Source organism: Bradyrhizobium sp. CCBAU 45384 (assembly GCF_028128665.1).
Classification (GTDB): Bacteria; Pseudomonadota; Alphaproteobacteria; order Rhizobiales; family Xanthobacteraceae; genus Bradyrhizobium; species Bradyrhizobium manausense.
In genome coordinates this window covers 132,361-149,905 of the sequence record NZ_LBIZ01000118.1, presented here as the reverse complement: position 1 = coordinate 149,905, position 17,545 = coordinate 132,361, and the positions used below count along the sequence as shown (strand labels likewise).

Here is a 17,545-nt window from a genome sequence, read left to right as displayed (position 1 = left end):
AGGCAAGGCGCTGCGCGGCCTGCCTAATATTCGACCTCGAGCTCCTCGATCTCGGCCGGCTCGTCCTTGGCCGCCGCGATCCACTCCCTCATCTCGGGCATGCCCATGATGGTGTCGGCATAGGTCTTCAGAAGCGGCTCGAGCTTGACGTCATAGGTGACGAAGCGCGTCACCACGGGCGCGTACATCGCATCCGCCATGGTGCGTTTCTCGCCGAACAGGAACGGGCCGCCTGATTTCGCCAGGCAGTCGCGCCAGATGGACCAGACGCGGTCGATGTCGGCCTGCGCGCGCGACCAGATCTTGAAGCCGGGGAAGTGCCCCTTCAGGTTCACCGGCAGCGAGGCGCGCAGCGTGGTGAAACCGGAATGGATTTCGCCGCAGATGGAGCGGCAATGCGCACGCTGAACGCGATCATCAGGCAACAGCCCGGCTGACGGCATCACCTCGTTGAGATATTCGGCGATCGCGAGCGTATCCCAGACCGTCGCGCCCTCGTGCCGCAGGCAGGGCACCAGGATCGAGGACGACAGCAACAGGATTTCAGCACGCGCCGATGCGTCATCAGGCGCGGTGATGATCTCCTCGAAATCGAGCCCGGAAAATTTCGTCAGCAGCCAGCCACGCAGCGACCAGGATGAATAGTTCTTGCTGCTGATGGTCAGTGTCGCCTTCACCATAGGGCCTTCCCTCACGTTTCCGACCCAACGCGCAGCAAGCGACGTGCCAATTCCAGGAGGGCGGCGACGTCTCGTCTGGCTTCGATATTGCATGGAAGCAGCGGATAAGTGGGCGCTTCAGTATGATGTCGATGTATTATCAGGCTTTTCAGAACCAGATGGATTTGACGGCGCCGTTGCGGGCGGGAGCCTCCTCGGCGCTGAAATTCCTCAATCTGGTACCGCAGGGGATGTCGGACCAGGCCGTCGGCCGGCTCTCGGCGGCGCTGGAGCTGATCTCGCGCTCCACCCTCACCTATGACCGCCCGGCCTACGGCATCGACAGCGTGACGGTCGGCAATCGCGAGGTCGGCGTGACCGAGGAGATCGCTTACGCCACGCCATTCGGCTCGCTGCTGCATTTCAAGAAAGACGGCGCGAGCGAGCAGCCGCGTATGCTGCTGGTGGCGCCGATGTCCGGCCATTTCGCCACGCTGTTGCGCGGCACCGTGAAGACGCTGCTGCAGGACCACGATGTCTACATCACCGACTGGCACAATCCGCGCGACATTCCGCGCAGCGAGGGCCGCTTCGGGCTCGACGATTACACCGAGCATCTGATCGACTTCCTGGGACAGCTCGGCCCGCGCCCACATATGGTGGCGATCTGCCAGCCGTCAGTCTCGGCGCTCGCGGCCGCCGCCATCATGTGCGAGGGCAACCATCCCTCGCGCCCCGCAACGCTGACGCTGATGGCGGGCCCGATCGACACGCGGATCCAGCCGACCAAGGTCAACGAGTTCGCCAAGAGCAAGCCGATCGAATGGTTCGAGCGCAACCTGATCAACTTCGTGCCGGTGCAATGCCGCGGCGCATTCCGGAAAGTCTATCCCGGCTTCGTGCAGCTCACCGCCTTCGTGTCGATGAATCTCGAGCGGCACATCAAGCAGCACATGGATCTCGCCAACCACATCGCCAAGGGCGAGAAGGAGAAGGCGGCGACCATCAAGACCTTCTACGACGAATATTTCGCGGTGATGGATCTGCCGGCCGAGTTCTACATCGAGACCGTGCGCGACGTGTTTCAGGAGCATCTGTTGCCGCTGGGCAAGCTGATGCATCGTGGCCGCCCCGTCGACACCAGGGCCGTCAGCCGCATGGGGCTGATGACGGTGGAAGGCGAGAAGGACGACATCTGCTCGATCGGCCAGACGCTCGCCGCCCAGGACCTCTGCACCGGCGTGCGCGCCTATCGCCGCGTCCACCACATGCAGGCCGGCGTCGGCCATTACGGCGTGTTCTCCGGCAAGCGCTGGAACAACGAGATCTATCCGCTGCTGCGGGATTTCGTACACGTGAATTCGTGAGGCGCGCGGCGGCGCACTACAGCTGCTCTTCAAGCCCGTATCGAGCCGGGCCAGGCGATGACTTGTCCTGACATCACAAGGCGGTTGCGTCCGCTCTCTTTGGCGGCGTAGAGCGCCTTATCCGCAGCCGCTATCAACGACGTGCAATTCGCCTTGTCGTCGAACGACATATGTGTGGCGCCACCAATACTGAGGGTGACCTGCTTGGATGGCGCGTTGAACGCGTGCAGGATGCCGAGGTCCTGAATCGCCTGCCGGATTCGCTCGCCGACCTGCTCGCATCCTCCCATGTCGGTATTTGGTAGCAGCAAGGCGAATTCCTCACCACCATACCGAGCGGCTAAGTCTGCCGGCCGCCTGGCCTGCTCCGCCAGGACCCCGGCGATCGAGCGAAGACATGCATCGCCCGCCTGATGCCCATACTGATCATTGAAACTCTTGAAATGATCGGCGTCCATCAGCAACAGTGACAGAGGCCTTCCTTCGCGCCTGGCCCGGTCCCATTCCGCCTCCAGCCGCTCGTCGAAGTGTCTGCGGTTTGCCAAGGCCGTCAGGCCATCCGAGCTGGCGAGAGCCGCCAGCCTATCTTCCAGGTCTTTACGTTCGGTCATGTCGCGCGAGATCGCCACCACGCCGTTAATGTCCCCACTCTGCGCATCCCTGGCGATGCGCAGCGCGGTTTCGATCCAGACCTCGCCTTTCTCGCGATGCCGAGTGCGATAAGTGATTCTAGCCTCCTCCGCTTCGCCGTTCATCAACGCGGAGATCGTCTCCCCAACCCGCGTCAGATCCGCCGGATTTATGCCGGCGAGGGCCGACGTATCCACCAATTCGTTCGGAGCCCAGCCGAGAACTCGCGCGCTGGACGGCGATGCGTAGAGGATCCGTCCATCAACCGCTATGCGCATGACCATGTCTCCCGACTGCTCCGCGAGCAGACGAAAATCCGCCTCCTTGGCGATCAGAGCAGCGGCCATCTTCTGCCGCAGGTGCAACTGGCGCACCAGCAAAAGCCCTGCAACAGCGAGCCCTCCTATCAGTCCCAGCACCGCAGCCATGCGCGTCAGCGCCGCTCTGCGCCAGGGGGCCAAGACGTCGTCTTCCGATTCCGTCGCAACCACGAGAACAGGGTAGCGACTGCTGAGTTGATAAAAGCTTAGACGCCGAACGCCGTCGAGAGGCGATGTGAAGTAGTAGACGTCCGCAGCCGGCCGCTCATGGATAATCTTGAGGAGCGGAGCACTCGACAGATCGCGGCCCGTATATCCGTTGTCCGGGCTACGCGCGAGGATAATGCCGTTTGCCGTCGCCAGTGCAATTGAACCGTTCTGGCCAACGTCGAATCCGCGATAGAATTGTAAGAAATAGTCGACATCGATCGTGGTAAGAGACACTCCGGCAAAACTGCCGTCAGGATGATTGAAGCGCCTTGACGCTGTGATGATCCATTGCCCGCCCGACCTGCTCCTCACCGGAGGCCCAATGAAAGTTCCACGCTCAGCCACGGCGCGATGATGCTGGAAATACTCGCGGTCGCTGTCGTTGAGGCCGGCAAAATCCACGGGCTCGCTGGTTGCGAGCCTGCGCCCGGCCTCGTCATAGATGAACACAGCGCGGATCCGGTTCGCGGCTTTGCGCCGGGAAAGAAAAGTCTGAATCTTGGCGATCGCCGCCGGGCTGGTTCCCTCGAGTTCGAGTTGGCCGACCAACACATTGAGAACGGTGTCCGCAAGTTCGAACGTATCGTCCGCGTGTTGCGTCACCGACCGGGCAAGATTGGCCATGTCTGTTTCGGAGGCCTTCAGCAGCGTCTGTCGCGAGGACCACTCGCGCCAGCCGCTGAGCGCGACAATCGCCAGGCAAGCGGCCGCCACGAATGCGGAGGCCCAGAGCGTCGGACGCCCTTTGCGAAGGTCGCTGCGGTGATCGATCAAGAGAGGCTCCCTGCACCCTCAAGCCCGTAAACGCCTTGGGCTAAGGGATGGTTGCTCGTTCCGGTTGAGATTTTTGGCAGAGCACCGGAAGGAGACTGACGCCATCGACGAGCGGCTTGACCGTCGATCGATGGCCCGTGGACTGGTCCGACGAGAAGGACAACACGGCAATCAGCTCGGCGCGACGGCCTCGATCACTGTGCCGGCCACTCGGCCAAAGCCAGGTTCCGTGAAACTCGTCGGATGCAGGCTTCGTACTCCGGCAAGATGTGCAAAATCGTCTGTCCGCGGTTGAGGCCGAATGACCATGCTCTCTGCCGGCAGACGCTCGGTCGGCGGGAGCGGCGCGGGCTTCGCGCCGCCTGCAACAATATGGGGCAACGGCGCGGCCATTGACCAGATGTTCTTGAGCATCGCCCTGTTCACCGAGCACGCGACGACATCGTTTCGCTTCAGACGGGCGACGGTAAAGAGCTTGCGGATCAGCAGGTCTCGTTCAAGCGACTGCGGCAATTTGAACCGCACCCCGATGAGCCGGCTTCTTTGTTGCGCAATCACCGCATCGACCCAACCCACTTGCATGATGTGCACGCGCAGCGGTTCTCCGGCGCGAGGACAGTCAATGCCGGAGCCGAGCGTAACGCCGGCGCCGGAGAGGGAGATGTTGCTCACGCGCCCGGAGAGCTGCTCGCCGGTCCCGGTCTGGATCAAGACCGTTTCGTCGACGTCGAAACGCTCCTCGGTACGTCCCATCCGCGCCTGCAGCGAGGTCATGCAGACGAAGAAAAGCACGATGATGTTCACGACCGACCAGAAGGCGACCATCGGTAGAGCCGCCGGATGATCGATCACCCGCCATTCCGGGATCGTGTTCAGAACCACACCGACAACCGTCAACGCCATCAGGATCGCCGACGGCCAGAATATCTCCGCAGCGTAACTTGCACGCCGCGCCGCAGCGCCCTTGGGCGTCACCCTGAACGCATGTCCCGTCGGCTTGACGAGAGTCCCCAGCACCGTTGGCAGGAGCTTGAAGCTCTGGATCGTCGCCGACACCTGAGCGGCGAGCGGAAAATGCACGTGCGGCGCAAACCAGGAGATGCCGCCGTTGAGCGCCAGGATCGCGGGAAACAAGTAAAAGAACACCGATTCGGGGGTGACGTCGACGACAGGCGCCAGGCCGGTCCACATGAACACGATCGGAACCACCACAACCATGAGCGCCCGCAAGCCCAATGAGAGCCAATGCGTCGGAAAGAAGAGAAGCCGATGCATCAAGCCCAGTCCGGGGCCGAGCGGGCCGGCGGCGAGGTACAGCGTCTGGATCGCGCCACGCGCCCAGCGTTGCCGCTGCACGAAAAAGGCATCAAGGCTTTCCGGCGCCAGTCCAATCGCCAGCGGTTCGCAGAGATAGCGGGTGACGTATCCCTTGCGCAGCAGGACGAGCGTCAACAGGATGTCTTCCGTAATGGACTGGGTCGGCAAGGCATCGCCCACCGCGCGGAGTGCTGCGCGACGCGTGACGGAGTTGGAACCACAACAGAAGGCACCATCCCAGCCGTCGCGCGCGGGCATGATGGAATCGAAGAAGAACCGTTGTTCGTCCGGCAGTCCCCTGTGCAGGCCGAGATTCGCCTGCATCGGGTCCTCATTGTAGAAGGCGTGCGGGATCTGAACGATTCCGACCTTTGAATCAGCGAAGAAGCCCATCGTGCGCATCAGGAAATTGCGCTGCGGCACGAAGTCCGCATCAAAGATCGCGAAGAACTCGCCGCTCGTCTTGGTCAGCGCATGATTGATATTGCCGGCCTTGGCATTCAAGTTGTCGGCGCGCGTGAGATAGCCGGCGCCCTTTTGCGTGCAGAGTGCCCTGAGCCAAGGCCTGCGACCATCATCCAAGACCCAGACCTGGATGTTTGGATAGTCCAGACAAAGCGCGCCCGTGATCGTCTTTTCCAGCACCTCGAATGGCTCGTCATAGGTCGGAATAAAGACGTCCACCGAGGGCAGCTCGTCGTCCGGCAGGCTGCGCAGCCGACGCTCGTGCTGATCTGCTTCGCTTCGACGATCGGTCCTGCGAAGGAACGTCAGATAGAGAATGAACTGATCTGTGAAGGTCAGAAGCTCGACGAACAGGCAGAACCAGATCCAGCCGACCTGATACCAGGTCCCGCCTGCCGGCAGCACGGTGGTGAAAATACGCCACTCGAGATAGCGGGCGACCACAAGCCAAACCACGACGAAGACCGCGACACGCGCCCAAGGGCGCGCGACCGGGAAGGTCGGCGCCAACAGGTACATTACGGCAAAGATGGCCAGCATCGGCGCGAACAGCTGAGAGAAAGGCAGAGTCATGGCCTGCATGGAACAGCTCGCTCACAGGGACGATTGGTCGAGTTCCAGGCGAGCGGTCAGCCATTTCAACTTCGAGCTGACCAATCGTAGCAGGCCGTCGGCTCTGCGCTCGAAGCGCACCTCAGCCAGCCGTCCGATATCGCAGGAGCCGTTGCGGTCGGCCGACGTCTCATTGGGCGGAAGCGATATCTCAATGGTAATGTTGCCGGGATCAGGCCGCGGCACCCGAGCCGCAAGCAGCCGATCATCGCCGTACGCCGCCGATCCGCGGACCTGCCGGATCTGGCCGGTCTTCCATTCGCGGCTCCCAATCAGGCGGACGGTAGCCGCATCTCCGGCCTTGATCTTCTCGAAATCGCGCTCGGGTAGTTCAACAACGATAAACCGCCGTTCGCAATCTGCGAAGTCGAAGACCGACTGTCCTTCCGTGACCATCGAGCCCGGGCTGGCCGCGACCGACCAGACCACATGGGCCGCGGGCAAGGACAGATCGTAGTGATCGAGACGATCAAGTCGAGCGCGTTCCTCTGCGATTTCCGCGGCCAGCTGCGCGGCACGTGAGCTGTTCTGCAACAGGTCCGTCTCGAGCTCCTGTCGGCGGAGGACAAGCCGCTCGCGCTGCTGCTGAGAATAGGGCACGTCATTGGCATCGCCACGAAGATAAATGCCCTTCTCGGCCGCCCCCAGTTCCGTCCTGAGGCGCTGCAGGCGTTGATCGGCCATCTGGCACCGCGTTGCAGTTGCCTCCTGCGAGGCCTGGGCCTCACCGGAGCGGATCTGCGAACTGATGCCGAGCTTCACGAGCCTCTCCATCCGGCCCGCGACATCGTTCCGCTGTCGCGCCTCAGCGAGACAGCCGCCTTTCTCAACTTCGGTTTCACCGATCTCGTGGCTCAGGCGCGTCACCATCCCCGAACGATAGTCGTCGCTGCGCTCGCGGAGCTTGCGATCGAGCTCGGCGATTTCCTCGAGTTGCCGACGTGCGAGCTCGGCGCGTTTGGTGGACACGGCAAGCTGCTGGTCAAGGTCCATGAAGTGCCTGCGATCCGGCGAACGCGCCTCGACCAGCGGCACCATCCGGGTGTGCTCGAAATATTCACCCTTGCGTGGAAGATCTGACGAAAGCTGACCCGCCATCGGCGCAGTCACCCGCATAAGCTCGGCATTGACATAGGCGGAGGGAGCGATTCGGTAGGTCACATACGGCAACAGGGCCCATCCGCTGAGAGCGATAATCCCAAGCGCCAGGGATCGGCGAACGATCCGGCTGCGAATGAAACGTTCGACATGCAAGCGAACCACGACTGGATCTCCAATGAGCTTTGGTCGCTTCGACTGCCGCTGCGAAGGCGACAATCGCCGCATGGCCTGGGCGTTGGCATGAAGTCGGCGCCTTGAGGCAAGGAGCAATCCGACAACATTGCCGCTGGCCGAAATCAGAATTCGCCGCCGAAGCAGACTCGCCCTCGCAACCACGAGAAGCATATCTAGGTTTCACCACAATAGGTTAATACGTGTCAAAACCGGAGAACTACGGCACCCGAAGCGAAGAACAAGATGCCGACCTATTCCGGCTTGAAGTCGGCGCGGCGCTTGTACCGACCGAATGGCGGCGGTGCGAGGGCGATCGTCCCTCGCGCCGGCGACGCACGACCAAGGTCAACGACTTCGCCAAGAGCAAGCCGATCGAATGGTTCGAGCGTGCTGCTTGATATGGCACCCGAGATTCATCGAGATCCGCGCCGATGTCCCCATCACCACCGCAGCCTCAGTAACCGCGACGACGATCGACCAAGCCCGGCAGGGCTTCGCCGCGACGGTGACGGGCGATGGTGTCGAGCACGTAGTCGACGGCCGTTTCCGGCTTCGTCGTGCTGGCGATGTGCGGCGTCAGCAGAATGCGCGGATGGCTCCAGAATGGATGGCCCGCAGGCAGCGGCTCCGGCTCGGCGACATCGAGCACGGCGGCCGACAACGCCCCGCTGTCGAGCGCCGCGATGAGATCGGCCTCGACCAGATGGCCGCCCCGGCCGACATTGAGCAGGCGCGCACCACGCGGCAGACGCGCGAACAGATTTGCATCGAGGATGCCGCGCGTCTCCGATGTCAGCGGCAGCAGGCAGACCAGAATGTCGGTCTGCCCGAGGAAATCCGCCAAGGCGTCCGCGCCCGCATAACAGGTGACGCCGTCGATGCTGCGCGGTGAACGGTTCCAGCCGAGCAGTGAGAAGCCGAACGATTTGAGCCGGTCAAGCACGGCCAGACCGAGCAGACCGAGCCCCATCACACCGACACGCCGCTCGCTCGCGTAGATCGCGGGGAGCTCGCGCCAGACCTGCTCGCGCTGCTGGCCGATAAACTGCACGAGGTCCCGGTGCAATGCGAGCACCGACATGCAGGCATATTCGACCATGCGATCGGTGATGCCCGGCTCCATCATGCGAACCAGCGGCACATGCGGCGGCAATTTCGTGAAGTCGAACTGGTCGACGCCGGCGCCAACCGAGAACACCAGCTCGAGATTCGGAAAGCTCCGTGCGATATCGTCCGGCGGCACCCATGCCACGAGATAGCGCACATCGGCCGGATCGCCGATGTCGGGCCAGAGCCGGAACGGCACGTCGGGCGCGCGCTGCGCGAACAAGCGCGCCCACTCCGCGCCGCGCACCAGATTGGCCTTGTAGAGAACCGTCATGCCGCGCCTTTAGAACGGGCTGACCGGCGCGAGCCGCCGGCCGTCGATCATGCGCTTGTGGCTATAGGCGGCGGGATCGACCAGCGGCGTCGCACCCGTGACGAGGTCGGCGGCGAGCTTGCCGGCGGCGGGGCCGATGCCGAAGCCGTGGCCGGAGAAGCCGGTGGCGAGGAAGAAGCCCGGCAGCGCATCAACCGGCGAGATCACCGGGATCGTATCCGGCGTGCAGTCGATGGTGCCACCCCAGGCCTCCGCGATCTCGATGTCTTTCAGCTCGGGGTTCGCCTTGATCAGCGAGGCCAATGCCGCGCTAACCAGCGACATGTCAGGCGCGGGATCGCGCACGCGCTCGGTCTCGAACGGCGACGGCTTGTCAAAGCTCCAGCTGGTGCCGCGCATGATCTGGTCGAAGAACGACTTGCCGAATGACAGCTTCAGTCCGCCCTTGCGATGCTGATAGGTCGGCCAGAAAGTGCGCGCGTAGCGGAATAAATCGGGCGACAGCTCGACCGTGCCGCGGTTGCGCAGCGCCAGCGTGAAGCCGCCGTCGAGGCGGCGGCGGATGCAGTAGAGATCGGTGCCGAGCGCGCCCGAGGTGATCTCCGGCGCCGGCGTGGTCCGGCACGCCGTGGCATTGACGAGACCGATCGGAAGCTCGATGCCATGGCGGCGGCAGAACAGCGACGACCATGCGCCGCCCGACAGCAGCGCGGCTTGGGTGCGAATGGTGCCCTTCTCGGTGACGACGGCGCTGACGCGCCCGCCTGTCGTCTCCAGCCCGCGCGCGGCGCAGCCTTGATGGATGGTGACGCCGTGCTTGCGCGCAGCCGTCGCAAGCGCCGGCACCGCCATCGACGGCTCGGCGCGTCCGTCGCTCGGCGTGTGCAGGCCGCCGACCCATGTGTCGGTATTTCCCGGCATGCGCTCGGCAACCTCGGCCGGCGTCAGCACGGTCGAGTGCACCTGCATCTCGCGCGCGACGGCGGCCCAGCGCTCCCAGCCGGCGAGCTCGTCCTTGTTCTTGGTCAGGAACAGCACGCCGGTGCGGCGGAAGCCGGCATCGACGCCGGCATCGTTCTGCATGTCTTCCCACAGCCGCAAAGCTTCGCGCGCGAGCGGAATCTCCTCGCGCGCACGGCCCTGCTGACGGCACCAGCCCCAATTGCGGCTCGATTGCTCGCCGCCGACATGGCCCTTCTCGACGAGGGCAACGGAGAGCCCCTTCTTCGCCAGATGATAGGCCGCAGAGACGCCGATGACGCCGCCGCCGATGACGACGACGTCAGCCTGCGCCGGCAGACGCTCGTCGCTGCTTATTCGGTTGAGCGGCGGGGACATGATGCACTCCTGGAAGGTCAGTTCGAACGATCACACCTCAATACAGCTGTCAATCGCATTGCTTGTATGCACGCCCTTCGCGCCAGACCGGTTCGCCCCGGGGGTGAACCCAAAGGAAAGGCAGGAGGACGACACTACCTCAAATTGCCCCTCGACGCCGCCGCGCGGAGTCTGTAGCTCACATCAAGCGGCAGCCGGGACCGGGTGGCCGGTGCGGTTGTCGTCTTTGGTGTGGGAGCATGAAACTCAGGGGGCTTCTGACATTTGCGATGGCCGCGCAGTCCGTCGTGACCGCCGCGGCTCTCTTTGTCTCCTATGCCGTGGCCGGCAGCGGTTTCGGCGCTGCCCAGATCGTTGCCCTGCTCGCAAGCGGCGCAGTTGCGGTGCTGCTCGCCCGCATTTGCGCACGCAGCATCGCGACGTCACAGCGCCAACGCCACACCGCCGAACTGGCGGAGCAGGCGCAGGCGCGCACGGGCAGCGCGCAGATGACGCAAGCCATCATCAGGACCGCGCTCGACGCCTTCATTCAGACCGACGACACCGGCATTGTCCTGGAGTGGAGCCTGCAGGCCGAGGCCCTGACCGGCTGGTCGCGGCTGGAAGCTCTGGGTGCCGACGTGGTCGAGTTGCTCGTCGCCGAGCCGCTGCGCCCAGGTTTCAGGCAGCGCATGATGCGCATCCTGCCGGAACTCCGCGATACGCCGATCGGCATCCGCTTCGAGGCAAACATCCTGCACCGAACCGGCGACGACATCCTGATCGAGGCGTCGAGCACCGCGCTCCGCATCGGTGACCGCTCCGTCATCAACGTCTTCGTCAAGGACGTGACGCAAAAGCGCGCGGCGGAGGAGCAGCTGATCCAGTCCCAGAAGATGGAGGCGGTCGGCCAGCTCACCGGCGGCATCGCGCACGAGTTCAACAACATGCTCACGGTCATCACGGGCACGATCGAGATCCTGGCCGAGGCCGTGAAGGACAATCCGCCGCTCGTCTCCATCACCAAGCTGATCAGCGAGGCTGCCGACCGCGGCGCCGCGCTGACCTCCAGCCTGCTGTCGTTTGCGCGCAAGCAGGCGCTGCAGCCGGCCGAGATCGACGTCAACGATTTGCTCGAGGAGCTTTCAAAGCTGCTGCTGGCGACGTTCGACAAGAAGATCGAGATCGTGCGCAAGCTCGACGGCAATGTCTGGCTCGCCTACGCCGACCGCGGGCAGCTCAGCGCGGCGCTGCTCAATCTCGCCATCAACGCCCGGGACGCGATGCCGGAGGGCGGCCGCCTGACGCTGACGACGCGCAATGTGGTGTTCGGCGTGCGCGAGGCCGTTGCGGTCGGCGCCGGCTACGCCGGCGACTATGTCGAGATCGAGATCATCGATACCGGCACGGGCATCCCGCAAGCGCACGTCGAACGGATCTTCGATCCGTTCTTCTCGACCAAGGAGGTCGGCAAAGGCACCGGCCTCGGGCTCAGCATGGTGTTCGGCTTCGTCAAGCAGTCCGGCGGCGGCATCAAGGTCAAATCCGAGGAAGGCCGCGGCACGACCTTCACGATCTATCTGCCGAAGGCCGAGACCAGCGCGTTGCGTCCCGCAAGCTATGATGCGCGCAAGATCGTGGGCGGCACCGAGACCATTCTCTGCGTCGAGGACGACCGCGACGTCCGCCGATACGTCACGGTCCAGCTCGAGAGCCTCGGCTACAAGGTCGTCCCCGCCGCCAACGCGACCGAAGCGCTTGCGATTGCGGCGAGCGGCACGCCGTTCGACCTGCTGTTCACCGACATCGTGATGGCCGGCGGCATCAACGGCCGCGAGCTTGCGGACCGGATGGTGGCCGCGCGTCCGTCGCTGCGGGTGCTGTTCACCTCGGGCTACGCTCACGATTCCCAGCACGCGCCGGGAAGTGCGACCACGGGCGCGCCCCTGCTGGCAAAACCCTACCGCAAGGCCGAACTCGCACGCATGCTGCGCCGCTCGCTCGACACCGCCGTCGATGCCGCGGGGGATGCGATCCCGACGCCTTATTCGGTGCAGGCCGATCTCGAGGGCTTCCTGCGCAGGCAGGCGGCCGAGGACAGCGCCACGCGATCCCGAAAATAGATCTGCCCTCTCGCTAAAAGCGCGATGAGATCGGTTTGAATCGTCATCACGCTTTAGCTCTTTGTTTGAGCATGATCTCCGCGCAAACGCGTTCCGCTGATGTCACCAGGGAAAACCGCTTCACACTTTTCCGGATCATGCTTTAACTCAGCCGCCGTCGCAGCGTTGCCGACGGTGTCTCGCCGAATTTTTCGCGATACGCTCCGGCCATGCGGCCGAGATGCGTGAAGCCGAGATCGAATGCGATGTCGGTGATCGAGACGTCGAATGACGCCCGCGCGAGCCGGGCGTAGAGACTGGCAAGCCTGATATCGAGCAGCATCTCCGAGATCGACATCCCGAAGTGACGGCGGAAGCCGAGCTGAAGCGCACGGATGCCGATGCCGGACGCGCAGGCGAGCTGCGCGAGATCGAGCGGCTCATCGGCATTATCAGCAAGATAGTCCCGCGCAGCGCGGAGCGCGCGCGGCAGGCGCTCGGCTTGACCCGAGAACGTCGTGATCGCATCCGACAGGCCGTGCCGCTGGCCATTGAGCAGACGATCGAGCAGCACCTCGCGCCATCCGGCCATCGCCGTCGGTGAAAGCCTGCCGGACGGTCCCAGCCGTTCGGCAAGCGTCATCAGCTCGGCAAGACTGGCCTGCAGATGCCGGCCCGACGGCGCGCTCAGGTCGATCACGGGATCGAATTCGACCGCGGCCGCCGCCCTGCCCGACAGCGCCGCGGCACGCTGCTCCACCATGCGGCGATCGAGCAGCAAGATCGCTTGCGCACAGTCACGCCACGTCATCTGCGTTGCGATCGTCGGCGACAACAGCGAAGCAATTTTGCCGGGCGCGACGTCGAATCCGCTGGCACCTGCGTGAATATGGGCACTGCCTGTGAGCGGGACCTGGACCAGAAAGAAGCGTTCGAGGCAGCCCGGATCGATGCTGACGGTCCCGCCATAGCCGACATAGTTGATGGAAAAGCCGTCGAAGGCTGCGCAATTGTGCCGGGCCGAAAATCCGGACGCACGGGCCTGCGCCGGCCTGAGATCGTGCGGACAGAAAATACGACCGATCTGTTCGGCCGCTTCGTCGACATCATCGGTGGTGACGCGAGCGAACTCCGCAAGCCGTTCGGCTGCGGGCGCCCTTGCGCTGATTTCCAGCACGGCTGCGGACATGATCGACCACGCTTCGCGTCGCGGAATTGCTTTAAGCCTATAATAGTTCCGGGGATGCGAAAAGGGCCGTGTCGCAAATTCGTCGTGCTGCAGGGCAATAGCCACGGCCGGATTCGTTTAGCGGATAGACAGCCGCTCGCGTCTGGCTGAAGCTCCATTCTCGCCGGTATCCAACAGGAGGCGAGCATGACTGCACTCGAAAAGGGCATTACCGCAAACGGCACGGGCTACGGCGGCAAGAGCTGGAACATCCTTGGCCAGGTCTACTTCCCCAAGGCCGTCACCGACTCCACCTTCGCGTTCGAGACCAACAGCGATCCCGGCCAGTTCGTGCCGGTGCATATCCATCCGACCCAGGACGAATTCATCCTGGTGCAGGAAGGCACGCTCGACCTCAAGCTCGACGGCGTCTGGGTCAAGGCCCATGCCGGCGACCTCGTGCGCATGCCCCGGGGCATTCCGCACGGCTATTTCAACAAGTCAGACAAACCGTGCCGCGCGCTGTTCTGGGTCTCGCCGATGCAGAAGCTGGAAGCGCTGTTCAACCAGCTGCACAATCTGACCGACCCGGCCGAGGTCGTGCGCATCTCGGCGCTGCACGAGGTCGACTTCCTGCCGCCCGAGGCCAACGACTAGGCGCCCGCCTCCTCGTTCACATTCACCTGCCTGCAGCCCCGCCGGCCGCACCTTGCGGCCGAACGTGGCCGCTCGCGCGCAAAACACAACGATTGCGAGCCATCCCATGGTCAGCCCCAAGCATGTCTGCGTGATCGGCGCCGGCGTCTCCGGCCTCGCCACAGCGAAAGCCTTCTCCGCCCGCGGCCACCACGTCACCATCGTCGAACGCAGCGCCGATCTCGGCGGCGTCTGGGAGCCGGCGCGCTCCTACCCGGAGGTGCAGACCCAAAGCCCCAAGGATCTCTACCGCTACACCGATCGCGCCATGCCCGAGACCTATCCGGAATGGCCGACCGGGCCGCAGGTCCATGCTTATCTTGCCGACTACGCGAAAAGCTTCGGTCTCGACCGCATGCTGCGCCTCAATACGACGGTTTCGGGCATGGCGCGGCGCACCGACGACAGACCGGGCTGGACGCTCGCCCTGTCGGGCAAGGATGGCGCGACCAGCAACGAGGATTTCGATTTCGTCGCTGTTTGCACCGGGCAGTTCAACGAGCCGCGGGAGCTGCATTGCCCGGGCGAGGACGGCTTTCTGGCAGAGGGCGGCCAGATCCTGCATTCGTCGAAATACGGCGATGCCACGCTTGCGAAAGGCCGCCGCGTCGTCGTGCTCGGCGGATCGAAATCGGCGACCGACATTGCCGTCAACGCGGTGAAATCGGGAGCGCGCGAAGTCACCATCGTGATGCGCGAGCCGGTCTGGCGCATCCCCTATTTCATCGGCGGGCTCGTGAACTTCAAGCGCATCCTCTATATCCGCGCGCAGGAGGAGATGTTTCCGGGCTGGGGCCTCGGTGCGATGTCACGGCTCGCGTACCGTCTCGCTGCGCCCGTGATCTGGGCGAACTGGCGCGGCCTCGAGAGCCTGTTGAAAGCGCAGCTCAAGCTTGGCAAGTGCAAGATGGTGCCGAAAGAGCGGATCGAGGATGGCGTCAACTGCTCGGTGCCGATCGCGACGCCCGGCTTCTACCCGATGGTCGCCGACGGCCGCATCAAGGCGGTGTTCGGCACGTTCGATCATTATGAAGGCGACAGCATCGTGATGAGCGGCGGCGAGCGCATCGGTGCCGACGTCGCAGTTCTCGCGATCGGTTACAAGCTCGGCGTGCCCTTCCTTCCCGAGGCCTATCAGCAAAAGCTGGTCGATGCGGACGGGCAGTACCGGCTCTACCGCCTGATCGCCAACCCCGACCTGCCCGACCTCGGCTTCGTCGGCTTCAACTCGTCATTCTGCACCGTGCTCTGCGCCGATCTCGCCGCCAACTGGCTGGTGCGCTATGCCGATGGACGGCTCGCGAAGCAGCCGACGGAGCGAGAGATGCGCGACAACATCGAGATGATGCTGCACTTCAAGCGCGTGGAGCGACCGGCCGCCGGCGTCTATGGCGGCCTGTGTGTCGCACCTTATCACTACCGGCATTTCGACGAGCTGATGGCCGACATCGGCGCAAAGACCCGGATGCGCGGCGGGCTCAAAGGACATTTCCTGCCGCCCGATGCCGATGCCTATGCAAAATTCCTGACGACGGCACCAGCGTATCAGGCAGCGGATTAGTTGGTGATGTGGGCCTCCTGGACCGCATGATTGAACATCGCGTTCAGCGCCGCCGTGATGTCGGCAGGTGTGTTCGCGGTGTAGAAGAAGCCCGGAGAGGCACAGTTCTGCAGGCTGGCCGGAATATTCGGGATGTTCCAGTTGGCGTAATCGTCCTCGTCGCCGGCGAAGGACGTGTTGACCGGATTGATCTTCTGATAGGGGATGTACAGCACGGAGATGATGATGCCGCGGTTCTTCAGCGGCGTGCACGACGTGGCCGGGTTTATCGTGGTGGCATGGTTGCTGCCCGACCAGGACCCGTTGGGAACGCCCTTGACCTGCGGATCCTGCGCGCCATCGGTGACGAGGAAGACATAGGGCAGCGTGTTGTTCCACGCGCTGCCGTCGCCCACACTCGTGATCAGCGTGTTCACGCTCGACAATGCCGTGTCGATATGCGTGCCGCCCGAGCCGAGGCTCGCATTCATGTTGGTATCGAGCAGCGTCGCCAGATTGGCCGCCGCATAGTTGATCGTCGACGGATTGGTCGTCGAACCGTTGATGCTGCTGGTCAACGGGAAATACGAGTACAGATAGCGGATGAAAGGATAGAGGCCGATGCGGAACTGGTTCGTCACCCTCGCCGTATTGTTCGCCGTGACGAACAGCTGGTTCACCGCATAGCCGACGGCGTCAAGCCGCAGCTGGATGCAGGAATCGGTCCCGTCGGTCGGGCAGTTCGCCACCGTCGCGAGATTTGAGTAGAGCGAATTCGGCAGTCCGGAGACGATCGAGGACGGCAGCTGAACGCCCATGGGATTGGTGGCCTTGGGGCTGAGCAGGCCCCTGTACCCGCTCTGACTGACGCGCGAGATCGCGTAGCCAAGGCAATAATTGTTGGTGGGATAGCCTTGCGTGCCGGAATCCGTGCAGGCACTGTTCTGCGGCGAGAAATGGCAGGCCAACGTGCAGCCCGTCGGATATTGCCGGTAGTTGTCGGGATTGATCGACTGCATGCGCTGGGCTTCCGCGGTGGTCGAGGGAAGGCCCATCGAGCCCGAGACGTCCAGCGTCAGATAGAAATCGAGATACAGCGGCAGCGTCGTGGACGAGGACGAACTGCCGGTTACGGTCAGCTTGTGGTAGCCGAGAAGCTGCATGAAGGTGACGGGGACGTCCGCGCTGAATTGCACGGACGCCGACAATCTCGATCCCGATTTGGTGACGGTGCTCGTCAGACCCAGATTGGTGTAGCTGTTGGCGAACCCGGTGACGTTTCCGTTGAAGATGTTGTTCGCTTCCGTAACGCCGGCGGCAACCGATCCGTTCGACGTCATCGCCATCGCGGCGTTGTACCCGGCCGAGTTGACCGAGATCGAGGCCACGCTCGCCGCATCCGCGGAACTTTGCAGCTTCGCCTTGATGCGCGTCGCCATGCTGTAGTCGATGGCACATCCGATCGACGCAATGAGCGGCACGAGCGCGATTGCAAAGATGGCGGCGACGTTCGCACGGGAGTCGCGCTGCCATCGCGACAGGAGCCGGCCAAGGCGCTGTACCATTCCAAAATCCGGCATTGCCAAGCCTTCTCGACGGTTCGCGGAAAAATGATTGACAGGAGTCAAAAGGGTCACGAGACGAAACAGTCGCCGGGACCAGCGCTTGGTTAGCGAAGATGATAAACTTCGCGTAAAAGGCCTCGCGTAGCC

Annotated in this window: 13 protein-coding genes; 5 read left to right on the top strand and 8 right to left on the bottom strand. The window is 63.5% G+C overall.

Annotation, left to right across the window (positions count from 1 at the left end):
* Positions 1–23: 23 nt before the first annotated feature.
* Complete coding sequence (locus XH80_RS34460) at positions 24–680, bottom strand: glutathione S-transferase family protein (RefSeq protein ID WP_271602461.1); 657 nt, start codon at positions 678–680, stop codon at positions 24–26.
* Between the two features lie 122 nt (positions 681–802).
* Here XH80_RS34460 and XH80_RS34455 point away from each other — a divergent pair, with 122 nt between their 5' ends.
* Positions 803–2,026 carry a polyhydroxyalkanoate depolymerase gene (locus tag XH80_RS34455; protein ID WP_083513980.1) on the top strand — a complete coding sequence of 408 codons (1,224 nt, stop codon included), beginning with the start codon at positions 803–805 and terminating at the stop codon, positions 2,024–2,026.
* Positions 2,027–2,055: 29 nt separating this feature from the next.
* On the opposite strand, the gene XH80_RS34450 is transcribed toward XH80_RS34455, so the two are convergent.
* The 3 genes from XH80_RS34450 to XH80_RS34440 form a co-directional block, all read right to left on the bottom strand.
* Positions 2,056–3,960, bottom strand: a complete 1,905-nt coding sequence (locus XH80_RS34450; protein ID WP_271602460.1) for a diguanylate cyclase domain-containing protein — start codon at positions 3,958–3,960, stop codon at positions 2,056–2,058.
* Positions 3,961–4,131: 171 nt separating this feature from the next.
* A complete protein-coding gene (locus XH80_RS34445; RefSeq protein ID WP_271602459.1) occupies positions 4,132–6,324 on the bottom strand; it encodes a glycosyltransferase in 2,193 nt (730 codons plus the stop codon).
* A 12-nt stretch (positions 6,325–6,336) separates the two neighbouring features.
* Positions 6,337–7,392, bottom strand: a complete 1,056-nt coding sequence (locus XH80_RS34440; RefSeq protein WP_271602458.1) for an HlyD family efflux transporter periplasmic adaptor subunit — start codon at positions 7,390–7,392, stop codon at positions 6,337–6,339.
* Between the two features lie 437 nt (positions 7,393–7,829).
* On the opposite strand from XH80_RS34440, the gene XH80_RS34435 reads away from it, so the two are divergent.
* On the top strand, positions 7,830–8,027 hold the full coding sequence (locus tag XH80_RS34435) for a hypothetical protein (protein ID WP_271602457.1): 198 nt from the start codon (positions 7,830–7,832) through the stop codon (positions 8,025–8,027).
* Between the two features lie 56 nt (positions 8,028–8,083).
* Here XH80_RS34435 and XH80_RS34430 read toward each other — a convergent pair whose 3' ends face one another.
* Together XH80_RS34430 and XH80_RS34425 are read right to left on the bottom strand one after the other, a co-directional pair.
* A complete protein-coding gene (locus XH80_RS34430; RefSeq protein WP_271602456.1) occupies positions 8,084–9,010 on the bottom strand; it encodes a 2-hydroxyacid dehydrogenase in 927 nt (308 codons plus the stop codon).
* A 9-nt stretch (positions 9,011–9,019) separates the two neighbouring features.
* Complete coding sequence (locus XH80_RS34425) at positions 9,020–10,348, bottom strand: NAD(P)/FAD-dependent oxidoreductase (RefSeq protein WP_271602455.1); 1,329 nt, start codon at positions 10,346–10,348, stop codon at positions 9,020–9,022.
* A 239-nt stretch (positions 10,349–10,587) separates the two neighbouring features.
* Here XH80_RS34425 and XH80_RS34420 point away from each other — a divergent pair, with 239 nt between their 5' ends.
* Complete coding sequence (locus XH80_RS34420; protein ID WP_271602454.1) at positions 10,588–12,450, top strand: ATP-binding protein; 1,863 nt, start codon at positions 10,588–10,590, stop codon at positions 12,448–12,450.
* A gap of 142 nt (positions 12,451–12,592) precedes the next feature.
* Here XH80_RS34420 and XH80_RS34415 read toward each other — a convergent pair whose 3' ends face one another.
* A complete protein-coding gene (locus XH80_RS34415; RefSeq protein WP_271602453.1) occupies positions 12,593–13,618 on the bottom strand; it encodes an AraC family transcriptional regulator in 1,026 nt (341 codons plus the stop codon).
* Positions 13,619–13,804: 186 nt separating this feature from the next.
* Between XH80_RS34415 and XH80_RS34410 the strand changes: the two genes are divergently transcribed.
* Positions 13,805–14,254, top strand: a complete 450-nt coding sequence (locus XH80_RS34410) for a cupin domain-containing protein (RefSeq protein WP_057743125.1) — start codon at positions 13,805–13,807, stop codon at positions 14,252–14,254.
* A 106-nt stretch (positions 14,255–14,360) separates the two neighbouring features.
* Complete coding sequence (locus tag XH80_RS34405) at positions 14,361–15,854, top strand: flavin-containing monooxygenase (protein ID WP_271602452.1); 1,494 nt, start codon at positions 14,361–14,363, stop codon at positions 15,852–15,854.
* Here the strand turns inward: XH80_RS34405 and XH80_RS34400 are convergent.
* On the bottom strand, positions 15,851–17,398 hold the full coding sequence (locus tag XH80_RS34400; protein ID WP_271602451.1) for a TadE/TadG family type IV pilus assembly protein: 1,548 nt from the start codon (positions 17,396–17,398) through the stop codon (positions 15,851–15,853). The genes XH80_RS34405 and XH80_RS34400 overlap by 4 nt on opposite strands.
* Positions 17,399–17,545: the final 147 nt, after the last annotated feature.

What these genes read in the sequence shown, in the direction of transcription:
- XH80_RS34405 (WP_271602452.1), top strand. Translation starts at nt 14,361, where the DNA reads ATGGTCAGCCCCAAGCATGTCTGCGTGATCGGCGCCGGCGTCTCCGGC.
- XH80_RS34425 (WP_271602455.1), bottom strand. Translation starts at nt 10,348, where the DNA reads ATGTCCCCGCCGCTCAACCGAATAAGCAGCGACGAGCGTCTGCCGGCG.
- XH80_RS34460 (WP_271602461.1), bottom strand. Translation starts at nt 680, where the DNA reads ATGGTGAAGGCGACACTGACCATCAGCAGCAAGAACTATTCATCCTGG.
- XH80_RS34400 (WP_271602451.1), bottom strand. Translation starts at nt 17,398, where the DNA reads ATGGTACAGCGCCTTGGCCGGCTCCTGTCGCGATGGCAGCGCGACTCC.
- XH80_RS34445 (WP_271602459.1), bottom strand. Translation starts at nt 6,324, where the DNA reads ATGCAGGCCATGACTCTGCCTTTCTCTCAGCTGTTCGCGCCGATGCTG.
- XH80_RS34410 (WP_057743125.1), top strand. Translation starts at nt 13,805, where the DNA reads ATGACTGCACTCGAAAAGGGCATTACCGCAAACGGCACGGGCTACGGC.
- XH80_RS34415 (WP_271602453.1), bottom strand. Translation starts at nt 13,618, where the DNA reads ATGTCCGCAGCCGTGCTGGAAATCAGCGCAAGGGCGCCCGCAGCCGAA.
- XH80_RS34420 (WP_271602454.1), top strand. Translation starts at nt 10,588, where the DNA reads ATGAAACTCAGGGGGCTTCTGACATTTGCGATGGCCGCGCAGTCCGTC.
- XH80_RS34455 (WP_083513980.1), top strand. Translation starts at nt 803, where the DNA reads ATGATGTCGATGTATTATCAGGCTTTTCAGAACCAGATGGATTTGACG.
- XH80_RS34440 (WP_271602458.1), bottom strand. Translation starts at nt 7,392, where the DNA reads ATGGTGCCGCTGGTCGAGGCGCGTTCGCCGGATCGCAGGCACTTCATG.
- XH80_RS34430 (WP_271602456.1), bottom strand. Translation starts at nt 9,010, where the DNA reads ATGACGGTTCTCTACAAGGCCAATCTGGTGCGCGGCGCGGAGTGGGCG.